At 56.1% G+C, this 14816-nt stretch carries 17 protein-coding genes, 2 pseudogenes and 1 riboswitch; of the genes and pseudogenes, 2 read left to right on the forward strand and 17 right to left on the reverse strand.

The genetic code is table 11. The annotated features are described in order from the left end of the window. Positions 1–27: 27 nt before the first annotated feature. Positions 28–708, reverse strand: a complete 681-nt coding sequence (locus tag JN12_RS04165; RefSeq protein WP_145018649.1) for a nitrite/sulfite reductase domain-containing protein — start codon at positions 706–708, stop codon at positions 28–30. Between the two features lie 318 nt (positions 709–1026). On the opposite strand from JN12_RS04165, the pseudogene JN12_RS21305 reads away from it, so the two are divergent. Together JN12_RS21305 and JN12_RS21310 are read left to right on the forward strand one after the other, a co-directional pair. Further along, positions 1027–1389: pseudogene (locus JN12_RS21305) on the forward strand (Cache 3/Cache 2 fusion domain-containing protein); the annotation flags it as partial. Between the two features lie 48 nt (positions 1390–1437). Beyond that, positions 1438–2475: pseudogene (locus JN12_RS21310) on the forward strand (methyl-accepting chemotaxis protein); the annotation flags it as partial. Positions 2476–2603: 128 nt separating this feature from the next. Here the strand turns inward: JN12_RS21310 and JN12_RS04175 are convergent. The 16 genes from JN12_RS04175 to JN12_RS04250 form a co-directional block, all read right to left on the reverse strand. Next, on the reverse strand, positions 2604–3215 hold the full coding sequence (locus JN12_RS04175; RefSeq protein WP_281287712.1) for a cache domain-containing protein: 612 nt from the start codon (positions 3213–3215) through the stop codon (positions 2604–2606). Then, complete coding sequence (locus JN12_RS04180) at positions 3124–4770, reverse strand: methyl-accepting chemotaxis protein (protein WP_145018659.1); 1647 nt, start codon at positions 4768–4770, stop codon at positions 3124–3126. The genes JN12_RS04175 and JN12_RS04180 overlap by 92 nt, the downstream gene beginning before the upstream one ends. Positions 4771–5180: 410 nt before the next feature. Then, positions 5181–6188 (reverse strand): thioredoxin fold domain-containing protein, encoded by a 1008-nt coding sequence (locus tag JN12_RS04185; protein ID WP_170241842.1) that lies wholly within the window; start codon positions 6186–6188, stop codon positions 5181–5183. Continuing rightward, positions 6185–7198 (reverse strand): TIGR01212 family radical SAM protein, encoded by a 1014-nt coding sequence (locus JN12_RS04190; RefSeq protein WP_145018665.1) that lies wholly within the window; start codon positions 7196–7198, stop codon positions 6185–6187. Before JN12_RS04190 ends, JN12_RS04185 begins: the two co-directional genes overlap by 4 nt. Then, positions 7195–7839: a thiamine phosphate synthase gene (gene thiE, locus JN12_RS04195; RefSeq protein ID WP_145018668.1), complete on the reverse strand. Its 645-nt coding sequence runs from the start codon at positions 7837–7839 to the stop codon at positions 7195–7197. Before thiE ends, JN12_RS04190 begins: the two co-directional genes overlap by 4 nt. Before the next feature lie 3 nt (positions 7840–7842). Beyond that, the gene (locus JN12_RS04200) at positions 7843–8625 is read right to left on the reverse strand and encodes a thiazole synthase (protein WP_145018671.1); all 783 of its coding nucleotides are present in this window, start codon (positions 8623–8625) and stop codon (positions 7843–7845) included. Between the two features lie 20 nt (positions 8626–8645). Then, positions 8646–8843: a sulfur carrier protein ThiS gene (gene thiS / locus JN12_RS04205; protein ID WP_145018675.1), complete on the reverse strand. Its 198-nt coding sequence runs from the start codon at positions 8841–8843 to the stop codon at positions 8646–8648. A 39-nt stretch (positions 8844–8882) separates the two neighbouring features. Then, positions 8883–8989, reverse strand: a riboswitch (TPP riboswitch). A 103-nt stretch (positions 8990–9092) separates the two neighbouring features. Further along, the gene (locus JN12_RS04210; RefSeq protein WP_145018678.1) at positions 9093–9644 is read right to left on the reverse strand and encodes a menaquinol oxidoreductase; all 552 of its coding nucleotides are present in this window, start codon (positions 9642–9644) and stop codon (positions 9093–9095) included. A gap of 58 nt (positions 9645–9702) precedes the next feature. Then, positions 9703–10521 carry a HAMP domain-containing protein gene (locus JN12_RS04215; RefSeq protein WP_145018680.1) on the reverse strand — a complete coding sequence of 273 codons (819 nt, stop codon included), beginning with the start codon at positions 10519–10521 and terminating at the stop codon, positions 9703–9705. 18 nt (positions 10522–10539) lie between these two features. Further along, positions 10540–11529: a cytochrome c3 family protein gene (locus JN12_RS04220; RefSeq protein WP_145018683.1), complete on the reverse strand. Its 990-nt coding sequence runs from the start codon at positions 11527–11529 to the stop codon at positions 10540–10542. 161 nt (positions 11530–11690) lie between these two features. Next, positions 11691–12332: a cytochrome b/b6 domain-containing protein gene (locus tag JN12_RS04225; protein ID WP_145018686.1), complete on the reverse strand. Its 642-nt coding sequence runs from the start codon at positions 12330–12332 to the stop codon at positions 11691–11693. 2 nt (positions 12333–12334) lie between these two features. Beyond that, positions 12335–13387 (reverse strand): cytochrome c3 family protein, encoded by a 1053-nt coding sequence (locus JN12_RS04230; RefSeq protein ID WP_246125746.1) that lies wholly within the window; start codon positions 13385–13387, stop codon positions 12335–12337. A 34-nt stretch (positions 13388–13421) separates the two neighbouring features. Beyond that, entirely contained in the window at positions 13422–13667 is a 246-nt protein-coding gene (locus JN12_RS04235) for a hypothetical protein (protein ID WP_145018689.1), read from the reverse strand. A 28-nt stretch (positions 13668–13695) separates the two neighbouring features. Next, positions 13696–13929, reverse strand: a complete 234-nt coding sequence (locus JN12_RS04240) for a hypothetical protein (RefSeq protein ID WP_145018692.1) — start codon at positions 13927–13929, stop codon at positions 13696–13698. A 38-nt stretch (positions 13930–13967) separates the two neighbouring features. After that, positions 13968–14351, reverse strand: coding sequence for a response regulator (locus JN12_RS04245; RefSeq protein ID WP_145019236.1), 384 nt, complete (start codon positions 14349–14351; stop codon positions 13968–13970). 49 nt (positions 14352–14400) lie between these two features. Next, positions 14401–14649: a hypothetical protein gene (locus tag JN12_RS04250; RefSeq protein ID WP_145018695.1), complete on the reverse strand. Its 249-nt coding sequence runs from the start codon at positions 14647–14649 to the stop codon at positions 14401–14403. Positions 14650–14816: the final 167 nt, after the last annotated feature.

A 14816-nucleotide genomic window follows, 5' to 3' on the forward strand; every position in this document is an offset into this window, starting at 1 on the left:
ATCGCCAGCAAACGTCTGCTGCGACCGTTAGGCAGCGCTGGTGGCCTGCTTCCCCAGGACTGCGTCGCGGAATTGCTCGATCCCCATCTCCTCGACAATTGTGCCGATACGGACCTCCCGCCCCGATTGCCGGTACCAGTCGAGGATCTGCTCAACAACGGCGAGCACCGCCGCCTCATCGGCCGGTGTCTCGACCAGCAGGTCGGCCAGCCGCGGCCGCGGGCCGGCGTTTCCCCCGACCAGTATCCGCCACCCCTTGGGGGTCCCCATGATGCCGATATCCTTGATCGCTACCTCGGCGCAGGAGAGCATGCAGCCGGAAACCCCCATCTTCAGTTTGTTCGGCAGCGGCATGGCGTGGTAGATGGCGTCCATCCTGAGCCCCAGGGAGATCGAATCCTGGACCGCTCGCTTGCACTGGGTGGTGCCGGGGCAGATCTTAATGCTCCGGACACAGAGCCCGATGGCTGCGCCGGGCTTTTCCGACAGTTCGTCCCAGATCGCGTCGATCTCCTCCTCCTTCACGCCGAACAGGGCGATCCGCTGGGCCGATGTCAGTTTCATCTGCAGGTTGTATTTGTCGGCCACGTCGCAGATCTTCCGCAGGGTTGCGGTGGTGGTGATGCCGCCGGGGATGTGGGGGGCAATGGCGTAGGTTTCCCGGTCCCGTTGCAGGATGGCCCCTTTTTCTCTGATATCCTTTTTCACGCGTGCTCCTTGGTGCGAAATAGTGTGGGCAGATCAGGCGTCGTTGTGCCGTAGCGGATAATACCCCAATCTGGTGCAGAGGGAAAGAGGGTGCTGAGGGGCTGGTGTAAAAGAATTGTTGGCTTGCAGATGGGTTGGTATAGGTTAATATCATTTGTGAGAAATTACCACACAAGCTTTATGAGGGGAGATTCAACGATGCTGAAAGTTCAAACAATCAAGGCCAAGCTGGTGATGTTTTCCTTGATTGCTTTTTTATCGGTCGGTTTTTGTGTTGGTTTCTCGTACTTCATTGCTGTTCATGAGGTAAAGACCATAATGGAGGCGGATATAGCATCAGTTGCGGATGCGCTGCAGGGAAACCTGACCTATATAGCCTCAGTTAAGCCCGATTCGTACAAGGACCCCGCGTTTAAGAAGCTCTTCAACCAGATAAAAATAGGGAAGAGCGGCTATGCCTTCCTGCTCGACGAGCAGGGAACTCTTGTTGTGCATAAGAAGGATGAGGGGAAAAATCTTGCCGGACAGAAGCATATCGACTTCATTCGCAGCCATAAAGAAGGCGGGACATACCAGTACACCGCCAAGACCACTGGGCAGGACAAGATCGTTGCCTACAGATATATCGAACCGTGGAAACTCTGGGTCGTCCCCGGTACCAACGTGGCGGACTATTTCGATGCAATGAAAAAATCGTTTTTGTGGTGGAACCTCTTTTTCGGAGTTGGGATCTTGCTGGTTCTGGCAGCCTTTGCCATCGGAATTACGCGAAGCATATCCCGCCCGATTGGTGATGCCGTAAGTATTGCCAACAGACTGGCCGACGGAGACTTAAGCATTGAAATCCGGACCATGGCAGGGGGAGAAGCCGGGCAACTGCTCACGGCGATGGGGAATATGGTGGACAGTCTCAGGGATATCGTGAGCAAGGTAAAACAGGTTGCCGAGGAGGTGGCATGCGACGCCTCGAGGCTAAGGGTATCGGCCGGCCAGATGGCGGCTGATGCCGATGCGGAGTCGCTTCAGATCGGTACCATGGCAACTGCCAGCGAGGAGATGGCGTGCACCTCTACCGAGATTGCCCGCAACTGTGTTTCCGCGGCTGAAGGGGCGAAACAGGCAACTGAAACTGCGGATGTGGGAGCTACGGTCGTCGAGGAGAATGTCAGAGGGATGTCCCGCATTGCCGAGCGGGTCAAGGAGTCGGCTGCCACCGTGCAAAATCTTGGCACCCGGAGCGACCAGATCGGTGCGATCATCGGTACCATTGAAGATATTGCTGACCAGACTAATCTGTTGGCTCTGAATGCAGCAATAGAGGCAGCCCGAGCGGGCGAACAGGGGCGAGGGTTTGCCGTCGTTGCGGATGAGGTGCGTGCGCTGGCGGAGCGGACCACCAGGGCTACCCGAGAGATAGGTGAAATGATCCGCGCCATACAGGTAGAGACTAAAGGGGCGGTTGGGTCTATGGAAGAGGGTGTGGTGGAGGTTGAAAAGGGAACAGACGGCGCTGCCAAATCCGGCCAGGCTTTGAATGATATACTGGAACAAATTAACAGCGTAACCTTACAGGTGAACCAGATAGCCACGGCAGCCGAGGAGCAGACGGCTACAATCGGAGAGATCAGCGGCAACATTCACAAAATTACCCGGGTAGTCCAGGAAACTGCCCGAGGGGCGGAGGAGAGTGCCACTTCGGCGAATGATCTGGCTGAGCTGGCGGAAAGGCTTAAATTGCTGGTGGGAAGGTTCAGGATGGCAGCATAAGCAGGTAATGGGTAAGTTGAGAAGGATGGGGGCAGAACTCAGATGAGGCGATGATGTTACGACGGAACACCAAGGTGATCATCGGTCGCCTTGGTGTTCCGTGCTACAGTTAATTGTCTGGTCGGCTGTTATTCGTAAACCCCGCACGCTACGGTCAGGTCGCCGACAGGCTCGGCATACGTCACTTTGTTCTCGATCTTTTTGGTCGCCGGATTGGTGAACTTATATTTCGGAGTCCACCCCCCGCCCTTTTTCGCAACGTTTAAAATATCTCTCGTAAAATAAATTCCATCAGGATCTTTCAGGTCATACAGGTTCTTGCCGATCAGTTTCGCGTTGGCGCCATGTGCCAACATAACCCCTTTGGGATCAAAAACGAAAACGTACAGTTCACCCTTGACGAACTTGCCATGCTGGTTGCTGATCTCGGGAAATGCCTTTTCTTTGCCGTTTTCCTTCAAAAAAGCCGCGGCCTTCTTGACAAGCGCCTTGGCGTCCTCCTTATCCCCGGCACAGGCAACCCCGAGTGTACCCAACATAACCATCCCTGCTACCATCAGACTGATGAACTTTTTCATGCGTGTCCTCCCTTTCTGTTTACTTGTTGTTGCCCCACTCAATTGGCAGGTGCGTTGAATAATATTCTCTTCAGGCTGCAAGTTTGAACTGTGCGACCAGTTGCTGCAGTTCGCCCGACAGGTGCGATAGTTGCGATGCGGCCGAGGCTGTTTCCTGGGCACCCCTGGCGGTCTGATTCACCACTTGGTTTATCTGCTGGATATTGTTGCTGATCTCGCCCGTGGTCGCAGTCTGTTCAGCCGCGGCGGTGGCTATCTGGTTCACCTGCATGGTAACCTCGCTGATGTGGTTCAATATGTCCTGGATCGCCTGGCCGGATGTCGCCGCTCGCTGTGTCCCCTCTTCGACTTCCTTGACCCCTATCCCCATTGCTCCGACGGCATTTTCCGTCTCAAGCTGGATCGCCTTGATCATGGTGCCGATCTCTTTGGTTGCTTTGGTGGTACGTTCGGCAAGTGCCCGCACTTCATCTGCAACCACGGCGAAACCGCGTCCCTGCTCGCCGGCCCGGGCCGCCTCGATGGCGGCATTCAGGGCCAGCAGGTTGGTCTGGTCGGCGATGTCTTCGATGGTGCCAATGATCTCGCCGATCTGATTGGATCTCTGCCCCAGAGTCTCCATGGTCTTCGCCGATGCTTTGACCTGCAGGGCGATCTTTTCCATCCCCTTGACCGATTCTTCGACAACTGTTGCCCCTGAACGGGCGGACAGGTTGGCTTCGTTGCCTTTTTGCGCGGCCAGATTGCAGTTCTGGGCGATTTCATCGGAAGTGGCAGCCATCTCCTCACCTGCAGTCGCAACCGTGCTTGCCTGGGTTGCCACTTGCTCGGTACCGGTGGCCATCTGCTCCGAGGTGCTGCGGAGCTGGTTTGCCGCCACTGCCACCTTGGTCGAGGTTTCGGCAACTTCCCTCAGTATCCTGTTCAGCTTTTCCAATAGTTGATTGAAATTCCCTGCCATCTGTCCGACCTCGTCCCTTGAGGCGACATCGATTTTCCTGGTGAAATCTCCGGCGGCAACACGCTCGATCCCGGCAACGGTTTCCCGCACGGGAGCCAGAATTATCTTGTGCAAAAAGGTGCTGATGGTGAACGAAAGGATGAAGGCGACGATCAGAACCGTGATGACTATCAGGTTGGTCCGGTTAGAGCTGGCGATGGCGGTTGCATACTGATCGTTGCTCAGGCTCTTTTCCAGGACCAGCAGCTTGTCAAAATTCGCTTTGATGTCACGGAATGCGTCTTCGGTGCTCCCCATGAACATGGTTGCGGCATTCAGGTCTGTTTGCAGCATGTCTATCAGGTCATTGGCGCTTTTGTCGTATTCGTTCAGCTTGGCGAGGATAGGCTGGAGCAGTTTCTTCTCCTCGGCACTGGTGCCCGGCGCTTTCTGCAGTTGTACCAGGCTGGCGGTTGATTCCTTTAGTGTCCTCTGCACTTCCTGGCCGAGCTCGCTGACCTTGTTGCTGTCATATTTTGCGCCGGTCCAGCTGATCAGTTTGTAGAGGCCTGTGTTGGCCTGGGATATATCGCCGAATCGGTTTGCGCACGTTTCATAGGTCTTGAATCTGATATTGTAAATATCGTTGATGGATTTAGTCTGGGTATGGAGCCCGCTGTAGGCGACAGCTCCGAGCAACAGGAGGGAAAAGAGGCTGACGGCTGAAGAGAGCATGAGCTTGTTCGACATCTTCATGTGCAATAGAAAGTTCTTCACGTCAGGTTCTCCTTGTTGAGTTCTTGCTGAGGTCGCGTAGTGACAGCCAGACGAATCGATTCCCTGGATATTTTGTTCTCATTAAGTATGGAGCTTGTATCGGGTTGCTGAAAGAGAACTTGAACAAAAAATGCGTGTGGATGTAGAAATTTATAACAATATTATTATTTTTTCGCCTGTGCAAGGCTAGTCAATTAAGGTAGTTGTGTTGATGATGTTATTGCTTTGGAGCTGGTGATAGGCATGGGTATGAGATAGTTGTATGCGTGTTTGATCGTCTGCGAGGAGGACGGGCCGTGAGGGGGGGCAATAAGGTCTGAAAGATGTGGGGATGATTCGTGGGGCCGTGATTGCCGATTCTCCACAAAAAAGCCCCCAACCAAAGGCCGGGGCTTTTTTGTGGAGAAATGTCACTCCACGCTTTTTAGCGCTTTTACGATCCCATCGGCAGTAATCTCGTTTCCACCGACGAGCGCTTTTGACTTGTTGGTCTTGGTGTTGAAAAAGACCATGGTCGGAGTGGCGTTAACCTTGAACTGTCCGGAAAGGGCCTGGAATTTCCCCATCTGCTGGGTCACCTCCATGAAGCTCAGCTGCTTGTAGGTGACCTTCAGAGGGGCGATGGCTGATGTGATGTCTGTCAAGGTGGGGTTCTTGGTTTTTCTGGCCACGGCAAAGAGGACCCTGCGGAGCTGCAGGTATTTCTCCTTTTCATTGACGGCAAAGGAGAGGTGATACGGGACGAAGTTCATCGATTCGGGGTGGATTGCCTTGTCCACAAAGGTGACCTTCGCCTTCTGGGACAGGGTGGGGAACGCCGCTTCGATGACCGGCTCAACCTTTTGGCAGACAGGGCAGAACCAGTCGGAGAAGACGTATACTTCAACCGTCCCCTTTGGCTTGCCGAGGGAAAAATCGTGCTGATCGGCGGTGGCATCCATTTTCATGATGCCGGTAAAGGAGATCAGAAAGCCGGCCAGGGCGACGAGGGCTACCAGCAGAGAGTTGGCGAACAGACGTTTTTTCATGACAGAGCTCCTCCCGAGTTCCCGAAAATATCTGAATGTCCTCATGATGCAGAGAAGATAGACGACTCCCGCAATCCCGAGGCAGAGGGGACACCAAGCTTTGATGACGTTTTTTTGCAGGTGGATCATGGTCAGTTCCGCTCCGGCGCCACCGGCCAGCAGTAAGGTTGTCGTGAGTCCGGCGAGCGCCAGCCGAGAGGAGAGGATCTGGGCAGTGGCAAGTAGGCCGAAGTAGACCATGCCCAAAATCGGCAGAGTGACTCTGTGGAATCGGTACTGGTGGGCCTCGGTGCAGCCGCCGAAATTGCAGAGATCGGTTGCCGAGAGTATTGACAAGATCAAGCCGACGCCGGTCAGGAGCAGGGAGAGTGTAAACAAGCGCTTGGTCATGCGGCACATTCCCGGCAGTTCTGGCTGGCAACGTCAAGCGTCTGCCGTTTGTCCGCCGATTGGCTGGCACTTTCGGCATGGCGGCATCCCTGCCAGGTGCCGCGGCGTTTCAGCTCGTGCACGATGGAATACCACATCTGATTATTTTTCAGGTTCCAGGTGGGGGCAATCCGTATGGCCAGGGGGGCCGATCCGTAGAGGCGTTGGACGCTGATTCCGGCAGGGAGCCGTTCCAGGAAGTCACATGCCGTGGCCACATATTCGGTGTGGGTAACGGGAATAAACTCGTGGCGCGCGTACAGCTCCGCCAGACGCGTCCCGCTGACGGCGTGAAGCTGGTGGAGCTTGACCGAGCTGATCGGCAATCCGGCCAGGAGTTCGGCGGTTTTCAGAAAACCGGAACGGGTCTCGCCCGGAAACCCATAGATCAAGTGGGTGCAGAGCTCTATTCCCCGTCCCGCTGCCCGCGACACGGCCTGCAGATAGTCGTCCAGGGTGTGCCCCCGGTTTATCCTGCCGAGGATGGCGTCGTCCATGGATTGCAGTCCGAGTTCCAGGCAGACGTAATGGCTCTCGGCCAGCCCGGTCAGCAGGTCCAGGGCTTCGTCTGAAAGGGCATCCGGGCGGGTGCCGACCGAGATGCCGAGGACATCCGGGTGGGCGAGCGCCCGGGTGTAAAGGTCTCTTAGTTGCTCCACCGGGCCGTAGGTGTTGGTGAATTTCTGGAAATAGACGATGAATCTTTCGCTGCCGAGCCGGTGCCGGTGGTAGGCCATGCCGGCGGCCAGCTGCTCTTCTATCGGAACCGTTGCCTGGGTGTTGCCTGGCGAGAAGGAGCTGTTGTCGCAGTAAATGCAGCCACCAATCCCCTTGCTCCCATCCCGGTTGGGGCAGGTAAAGCCTCCGTCAACATTGACTTTGCTGACCCGGTAACCAAACCGACGGCGCAGCTGAAACCCATAGGAGTTGAAGCGCAGTTCGGGATGCACTGTTGCGGGAAGGGCTGTCATGGAGTCACTATCGCGGCCGGCAGAAGCGACAGCAGGGTCTGGGCCGCCTGTCTGGGCTCGTGTGCGGCTATGATGGCCGAGATGAGGGCGATCCCGGTGGCTCCGGTGGCTAGGACCTCCCGCGTGTTGGTGGCGTTTACCCCGCCAATGGCAAAAACCGGGATAGTGAGGAGGTGGGAGACGCTTTCCAGCTTGTCGATGCCGACCGGCTTGCCGTACTTGGCCTTGGAAGCTGTGTAAAAAACCGGGCCGAAGGTGATGAAGTCGGCTCCCTTTTCCTGGGCGGTGATGGCGTTCACCTGGTTATGGCAGGAGACACCGATGAGCCGGTTTTTGCCGAGGAGCTTTCTCGCCCGATAGATGGGGATGCTGCCACTCCCCAGATGCACGCCGTCGGCGTCAACTGCCAGGGCGATGTCGATCCGGTCGTTGATCAGGAGGTTAGCGCCATACCGGCTGGTAAGCTTCTTCATGTCAAAGGCAAGTTCGTAAAGCTCACGGCCGGTAAGATCTTTTTCCCGCAGTTGTACAGCCTTCACCCCGCCGGCCAGTGCCTCTTCGACCACTTCGAGGAGGGTCCTCGTGCCGGTCTGGAGTCGGTCGGTAATCAGGTAGAGGGTGAAATCGATGGGGGTGGACATGGCTCAGCTGATCACCCCTTCGATCGGGCTTGAGGCCGAGGCATACAGCTTCTTCGGTATCCTGCCGGCCAGATAGGCCAGGCGGCCGGCCCGGACGGCCAGATTCATCGCCTCGGCCATGGCGATCGGATCCCTGGCGCCGGCGATGCCGGTATTCATCAGTACCCCGTGGCACCCCAGTTCCATGGCAATGGCCGCGTCAGAGGCGGTACCGACGCCGGCGTCGACAATGACCGGGACTTTGACGGTGTCGAGGATGATCCGGATGTTGTACGGGTTGCGAATGCCGAGGCCGCTGCCGATGGGGGCGCCAAGGGGCATGACGGCGGCGCAGCCGATATCCTCAAGCTTGCGGCACATGATCACATCGTCACTGGTGTAGGGAAGGACGGTGAACCCTTCTTTTACCAGTATCTTCGCCGCCTTCAGGAGCTCCTCGTTGTCCGGGAAGAGGGTCTTCTCGTCGCCGAGGACTTCCAGTTTGACAAAGTCGGACATCCCTGCCTCACGGGCCAGGCGGCAGGTGCGGACCGCATCGTCGGCGGTGTAGCAGCCGGCTGTGTTGGGCAGCAGGGTGTATTTCCGCGTGTCGATGTGGTCGAGGAGCGATTCCTTGCTCCGGTCGCTGATGTTCACCCGCCGGACCGCAACCGTGATGATTTCGGCGCCCGAGGCCTCGATGGATTGCACCATCTGCTCCATGGTGGCGTATTTGCCGGTGCCGACCATGAGGCGGGAGTTGAACTCCCGGCCGGCTATCACGAGTTTATCATTCTGTATGGGCATATGGCTTCCTTTACCTGTTTTCACCCTCCGCCGACGAAGTGGACGATTTCTATTTTGTCACCGTCGTTCAGGGGGGTATGTTCGTAGTCACCCTTCGGCACAATGGCACTGTTCAATTCCACGGCCACCCGGCGGGGATCGATGTCGAGTGTTTCCAAAAGCTGTCTGATCGACACCGCCTCCAGGCAACGGGGGTCTCCGTTAACGATGATCTCCATGAGAGTCTCCAACAAAAAAGGCCGCGAAGCGGCCGGAAATACACGTGGTACGCGCTTCCCTCCACCGGCATTATCCGGATCAGGTTCAAAGGGTTTGAGGCCGGCCAGCCTCATCTCAGTTCCTGCGAACTCCCCTAGCGTCTCTATGTCAGCCAGCGCGCTGCCGGCTTGTCGAAAATGTACGGTAACAGCATTGCCGGCACCCTGTCAATGTCTTTTTGCCGGTAGTTTGTTCATGTTTTTACATGGTTACGGGTGGAGGCGGGACTTCCTGGTGAGACTGTCCAGTTCTGCCAGCAGAGCACGTTCCTTCAGGATCTCTTCCCGGCAGTGTTGCCAGAGATGGTAGCTCTCCAGGCTGAGGATCGTCACGCCGGCGGCAAAGACCGCCCAGAAGTGCACGTCCATGTTGCCGCTGAAGTGGTAGAAGAAGTAGAAGGCTGCCAGGTACCCCAGGTGGGCGAAGCCGCCGGCTTTGCCCGTGCCTTCCATCATTCTCGCCAGGGTAAGGATGATGGCGGAGAAGAGGTAGACCAGCAGGGCAGCGCTGATCATCTGCGCGGAAGGCGGTTTCCCCAGGGCCTTGAGAACGGCCGGAGGGAAGGAGGGGAGGAGGGAGAAGTTTTGTACGGCCACAATGCTCAGGGTGATAAAAATGGCAAGGATGTACAGGCCGTGGTTGGCACGGCGTTCCAGTCTCTTGATATTTTCCCTGATTGCTGCCCGTCGATCAGCGGTGGACTGGTTTTCGGTCCGTTGAGAATGCTCCTGGCTGGTGGTGAAGGTGTCTGGCTGTTCCATTCGGCGGCTCTGCGCTCTCCGGTCGGTTATACGGGTGGGCCTGCTCCTCCGGAATTGTTCAAGGGCCAGTGGCTGGATTCTTGGCGGCTGACCGCTTCCGATCTTCCTCCTGCACCTTCATGTACTCGGCGAGAATATCCAGTTCGCTGTTGAACCGGGGGATTTCTCCCCCCTGTTCTCCTCGCACCCGTTGGGCGGCATATTCGGCGAGCTTCTGGATTGGGATGAATACCGAGCGACGCAACAGCGCAGCTACGCCACCGATGGTGAGGCAGAGGACCATGAGGCTGAAGACTATCATCCGGGAGCGCATGGTGGCCAATGTCTCTTTGAGTGGAATGGCAGAGAGACCGATGTCAAGGGTTCCCAGCACCTTCTGGCTTGCGGGGTGTACGTGACAGGGCGCTGACGAACAGGCTGGCTCGTTGTAAATCGGGGCCGTTATGGCGATGACCGGCACGTTCCGTCCGTTGACGAACTGTCGCGCCTGCTCCATACGGCCGAGGGCGGTGGCCGGCACCGGTCCGGTATGGCAGCCGATGCAGCCGGCTTCCCGCTTGTCCACGGCCCGCCCGATTTCGGCGCGGTCCCGGGAGAACATGATCAGCCCCTTCTTGTTGAAGATCCGCACATGCTCTATCCCCTCCTGGGAGCCGATATTGTCGATGAGGGTGTGCATTGTCTCCCGGTCGTCCCGGAGCATGCTGTAGCGGGCTGACTTGATGACCGTGCCGGCGAGATTTGTTTCGTAGTGCACCGCATCCTGCGTGGCGTCTTCCTTCATCAGCCCGTACAGCAGGAAGAAGCAGACCACCACGAAGCCGGTAACGGTGACGGTGACCGGAATGATGGCCCTGGTGGTCAGACTCCTGAACATGGCAGACCTCCTCTGGTCTTACGAAACCTTGTGACAGCGTGCGCAGTTTTCCCGCACCGTGAAGGCGGCTTTGCCGTCATGGCAGGCCCCACACGACTTGCCTTTTTCCATCTCCGTCATCGAGGCCGGCTTGCTGTCCCCGGGCGCAAAGATGCGCGGGTGACATCTGTTGCAGGTCTTGTATTTCCCCAGGTGATAATTGTGGCTGAAGGTGACGTTCCCCGCCCCCTTGATCCTGTATTCCAGGTCCTTCACCGGGTGGCATTTACCGCAGTTGTCGATGCTGAAGGCTTCCTTGCCGTTATGGCAGGCGCCGCACGATTTTCCTTTTCCCATTTCAGCCATACTGACCGGCTTGTTCTTGCCGATCGCGTAAATTTTGGTGTGGCAGGCATCGCACTTGCGCAGTTCCGTGTGCTTCTTGTGGCTGAAGGGAGTGACGCCGGCCGATTTTGACTTGAAGGTGATTTCCCTGGTGGGGTGGCATTTGCCGCAGTCGCTGATGTCAAAGGCCTTTTTGCCGTCATGACAGGCACCGCAGGATTTTCCCTTCTTCATTTCGTTCATGGTGACTCGTCTGTTGGGACCTGCGGCGAAGAGGGCCGGGTGGCAGCTGCCGCAGTCCGGGGCGACGAGCAGGTGCGCCTGGTGGCTGAAGCGGGTTGCACCTGTTGCCTTGACCTTGTAGGTGATCTCCTTGACCAGGTGGCATCTGGAGCACTCTTTCAGGTTGAAGGCCTGCTTGCCGTCGTGACAGGCACCGCACGATTTTCCTTTTTCCATGTCGGCCATGGTGTGGCGGACTTTTTTCTTCATGTTGAAGATGGCGTTATGACAGGCCTTGCAGTTGTTGCTCATCCCCTTCTGGCTGATATGCAGGTTGTGGCTGAATACCACCTCCCCGGCATCCTTGGTCTTGAATGTTACATCCTTGAGGTTGAGGGCAAGGGCGGCTGTGCTGACCAGGATGGCCAATAGTGACAGGGAAAGGATGGTGCGAAATTTCATGATTGCCTCCTGTTAGTACGAACTGCTAAGACTGGAACATAGGTGGTGATTATAGGTAATTATTGTTAATTGGTCAAAGTTAATTTGTTCCTCATCTGTACAAAACGGCGCTCCGGAAAATCTGCGGAGCGCCGTTTTGTGGCAGGATATCAGTTCGATGGTCAATGATGCTGCTCTTCCAATTCTTCCCAGCCGTCCCACATCGGTTTGAAGTGGGCGAGAGGGGTGTGGCCCAAGGTTGCCAGGTAGATATGGACGAAGAGAAAGGCGTTGAAGCAGCAGGCAATGAGGAAGTGGGCGCTCACGAGCGTTTTTATGCCGCCTATCAGGAGAATCAGTTCTCGCAGGGGGGCCACGTACATCAGAAGGAATCCGGATACGATCACCAGCGGCAGCAGGACCATCATAATCATGAGGTATGCGGTCTTCTGCAGTGGGTTGAATTTGTTGTCAGGCGTGCTGTGGTGCGGGTTTGGCCGCCCAAGGAAGTAGGAGAAAAAGTAGAAGAACGCCTGGCGGAACAGCCCGCTCTTGATGTCCTCGATGGTCGGGATGTAGAGTTTGGCCAATGAGCCGGATACGAAAATGTAATAGAAGAGCCAGAGCGCATAGGAGACGGAAACCGTTACCCCGGCGGTGTTGTGGAGCCGGATGGCCGCCTTGTAGGTGCCAAAGAAGTTCACATACTCAGGAAAGCGAATCTGCAACCCGGTTACGCAGAGGGTGACGATCCCCAGCGCATTCAGCCAGTGCCAGATCCTGACCGGCATAGGGGTGAGGTATATATATTCCTTGTGTTCCATGGTCAGTGCTCCTTTCTGTTTTTGCGCGTCAGGAACCGGAAGGTACCGTGGCCAACCGGCATCATCAGGCCACCGACGAGGATCAGGGCTCCAATGATGTTCAGCGGGGTACTCCGCGTGGAACCGAGCATGTAGAAGTCGGGCGTGCCGTACAGGATGTCCAGAATGGCCCCTTTTTCCACGGCCACCCGGGTGTACGAGCCGTCCTTTTCGGGGAAGGATACATAACTGGTCTGCATTGCCTGCGGGCCTGAGGCATGGCAGAAGGTGCAGTCCCAGCGGTTTTCCATGATTTGATAGCTGTGGGTCACCACTTCCGGGGTCATCATCCCCCAGAGTCGCATATCTTTCGACCGGGCGTCAGCGTTGAAGTTTCTCAGTTCCTTGAGGGATATCAAGCCATCACCGTTTTTGTCGATCAGGCTCTTGAGCTCGCGGTTGGCGGGCAACAGCCTGGAGAGCTCTTCACGGGTGGCAATCTTGAATTCGCTGTGCTGTTCACCAGATTTTCGATTTTCTATGAACATGGTGATGACATAGTTCTTCGAGCCGGTGTGGCAGGTGATACACGGCATGGCATCAATGTGAAGGTCAGCCTGGGGGAGCCACTTGGTGTGGCTCTGAATGGTTTTCCTGGCGTCGTGGCACCGTGCACAGTGGGCGTTCATCTCATCCCCTGACACAGAGACCGACGCCTTTACCTCGTGGGGGTTGTGACAGTCGGCACAGGCCGCCTTGGTGCCGTGAACGCTGCGGGAATACTCGGCCTGAACCGGCGCATGGCATTCTTTGCAGGTAGCCTTCGACGGGATTGCACCATCGTACGGATGATTCGCCGATACCTTGTCGTGGCAGGCAGGACAGCCTATGACGGCATGGGTTGTGCCGGCGAACTTGGCAGGGTCCACGTAGAAGCGTTCCCCTTTTTCCGCGATCGATTTCTGGCCGTGACAGCTCAAGCATCTCCCATTATGCTGGCTGGCAGCAGTTGCCGGCCCCGCGAGTGCCATCAGTGCCGCCAGGCTGAGCAGTATGGTGCTGGTTGCGATGTTCACGTTATCCCTCCTTTTCCGTGTCTATTGATGGTTGTTACCGTGTGGTATCGCGGGCAGCACGGGGCTCTTGAGTTCCATGGCCGTTATTCGCCGCTCTCCCCCCTGGATTGAGGAGGAATTTGCAGGCCCTTAACGCCTGGGGAATGATGATGAGGGAGCAGTAACCGATAAAAACCCAAAACGCTATTCCCCATGTTCCATTCGCCGAGCCTTCTGCGGCGAAAGCCGTTTCGCCGCTCATTGCAACGAAGAGTGCTGAGGTTAAAATTTGCTTGATCATGGCAACCCCCGTTGAATATTCTCGCCACCTATTTGTTAACTGGTTGGGGAACTTCTTCCTTTTGCTTGCCAAAGGCCTTGGCAAATCCAAGGGCGACCATTATTGCCGGAACGAGCTGGGCAACGATGATCAAGGCGCAAAATCCCAGAAAAATCCAAACGAACAGGCCGCTGTTGTCTTCGCGAGCCCCGGTTGCCGCAAACGCTGTAGATGCGGAGCCGATAAGCATTGCCATAGTGTTTCCCGGAGTTGTGGTTTTCATGGCATCCTCCCTATTTCCCCTTGGTTAGGCGCCTCATCCTAGCGATGGGCCGCGTGATCGTTGTTCATGTTCTGAACTGCGCACTGAACCGCTTGGCAAATCTCATCCGTATCCTGTTTCAGTGCGTGGTAGAAGATCCCTTCACGGCGGACCTTGCGGATGGCCGGAAGGGGGATTTCGTCAGATACCAGGATGATGGTCAGGTCCCTATTGCATTTTTTCAGGAGCGGAATCAGGTCTCCGGCGGCTAACTCGTCGAATTCGTTGCCGAGAATGACGATCTGTGCCGTCCTTTTCAGGATTCCATGCAGAGCGTTGGCTGCGGAGCTTGTCACGGTTACGGTATAACCCGCATCTATCAATAGATCAGCGATCTGCTTGCGGACATCGATGTCCTGTTCGGCAATCATCAGTCCTTCCATGGTGGCAGCTCCCTTCATGTGCCGGGTTCCCGACAGGTTGGAGTTGTTGTTACTCCTGCTGCTCATCTTTGTCAGCCGATGCCATGGCGGTCTTCTTTGCTGTTGCCGAAAATAGCCCTTTCAGCATGGAGCCGAAGAGCACGGTGGCGGGAACTAACTGAAATACGATAATCAGGGCACCAAAACCGATAAACAGGGTCCACAGCCACCCTCCCTGGTCGTTGGTGCTGCCATCCGCAAAGGCGTTTGCCGCGAGAACCAGGGTAATCGCTATCGTGTTGACAAGAGACCTTTTCATGACGTCCTCCCGCTCACCCCAAAATTCTTACCCATTGGTCTTATCCTTAGCAGTGATCATACCAGTGCAATAATTTATTTATTAAAAAAATATAACTAAATGAAAAACAAGTTGTTATTTTGTTCGAACATCCGGAGGAAAAGGCGGAATGAAGGTTCGTGTGTATC

Origin of the sequence: Geobacter argillaceus (assembly GCF_007830735.1) — a bacterium.
Lineage (GTDB): Bacteria > Desulfobacterota > Desulfuromonadia > Geobacterales > DSM-12255 > Geomobilibacter > Geomobilibacter argillaceus.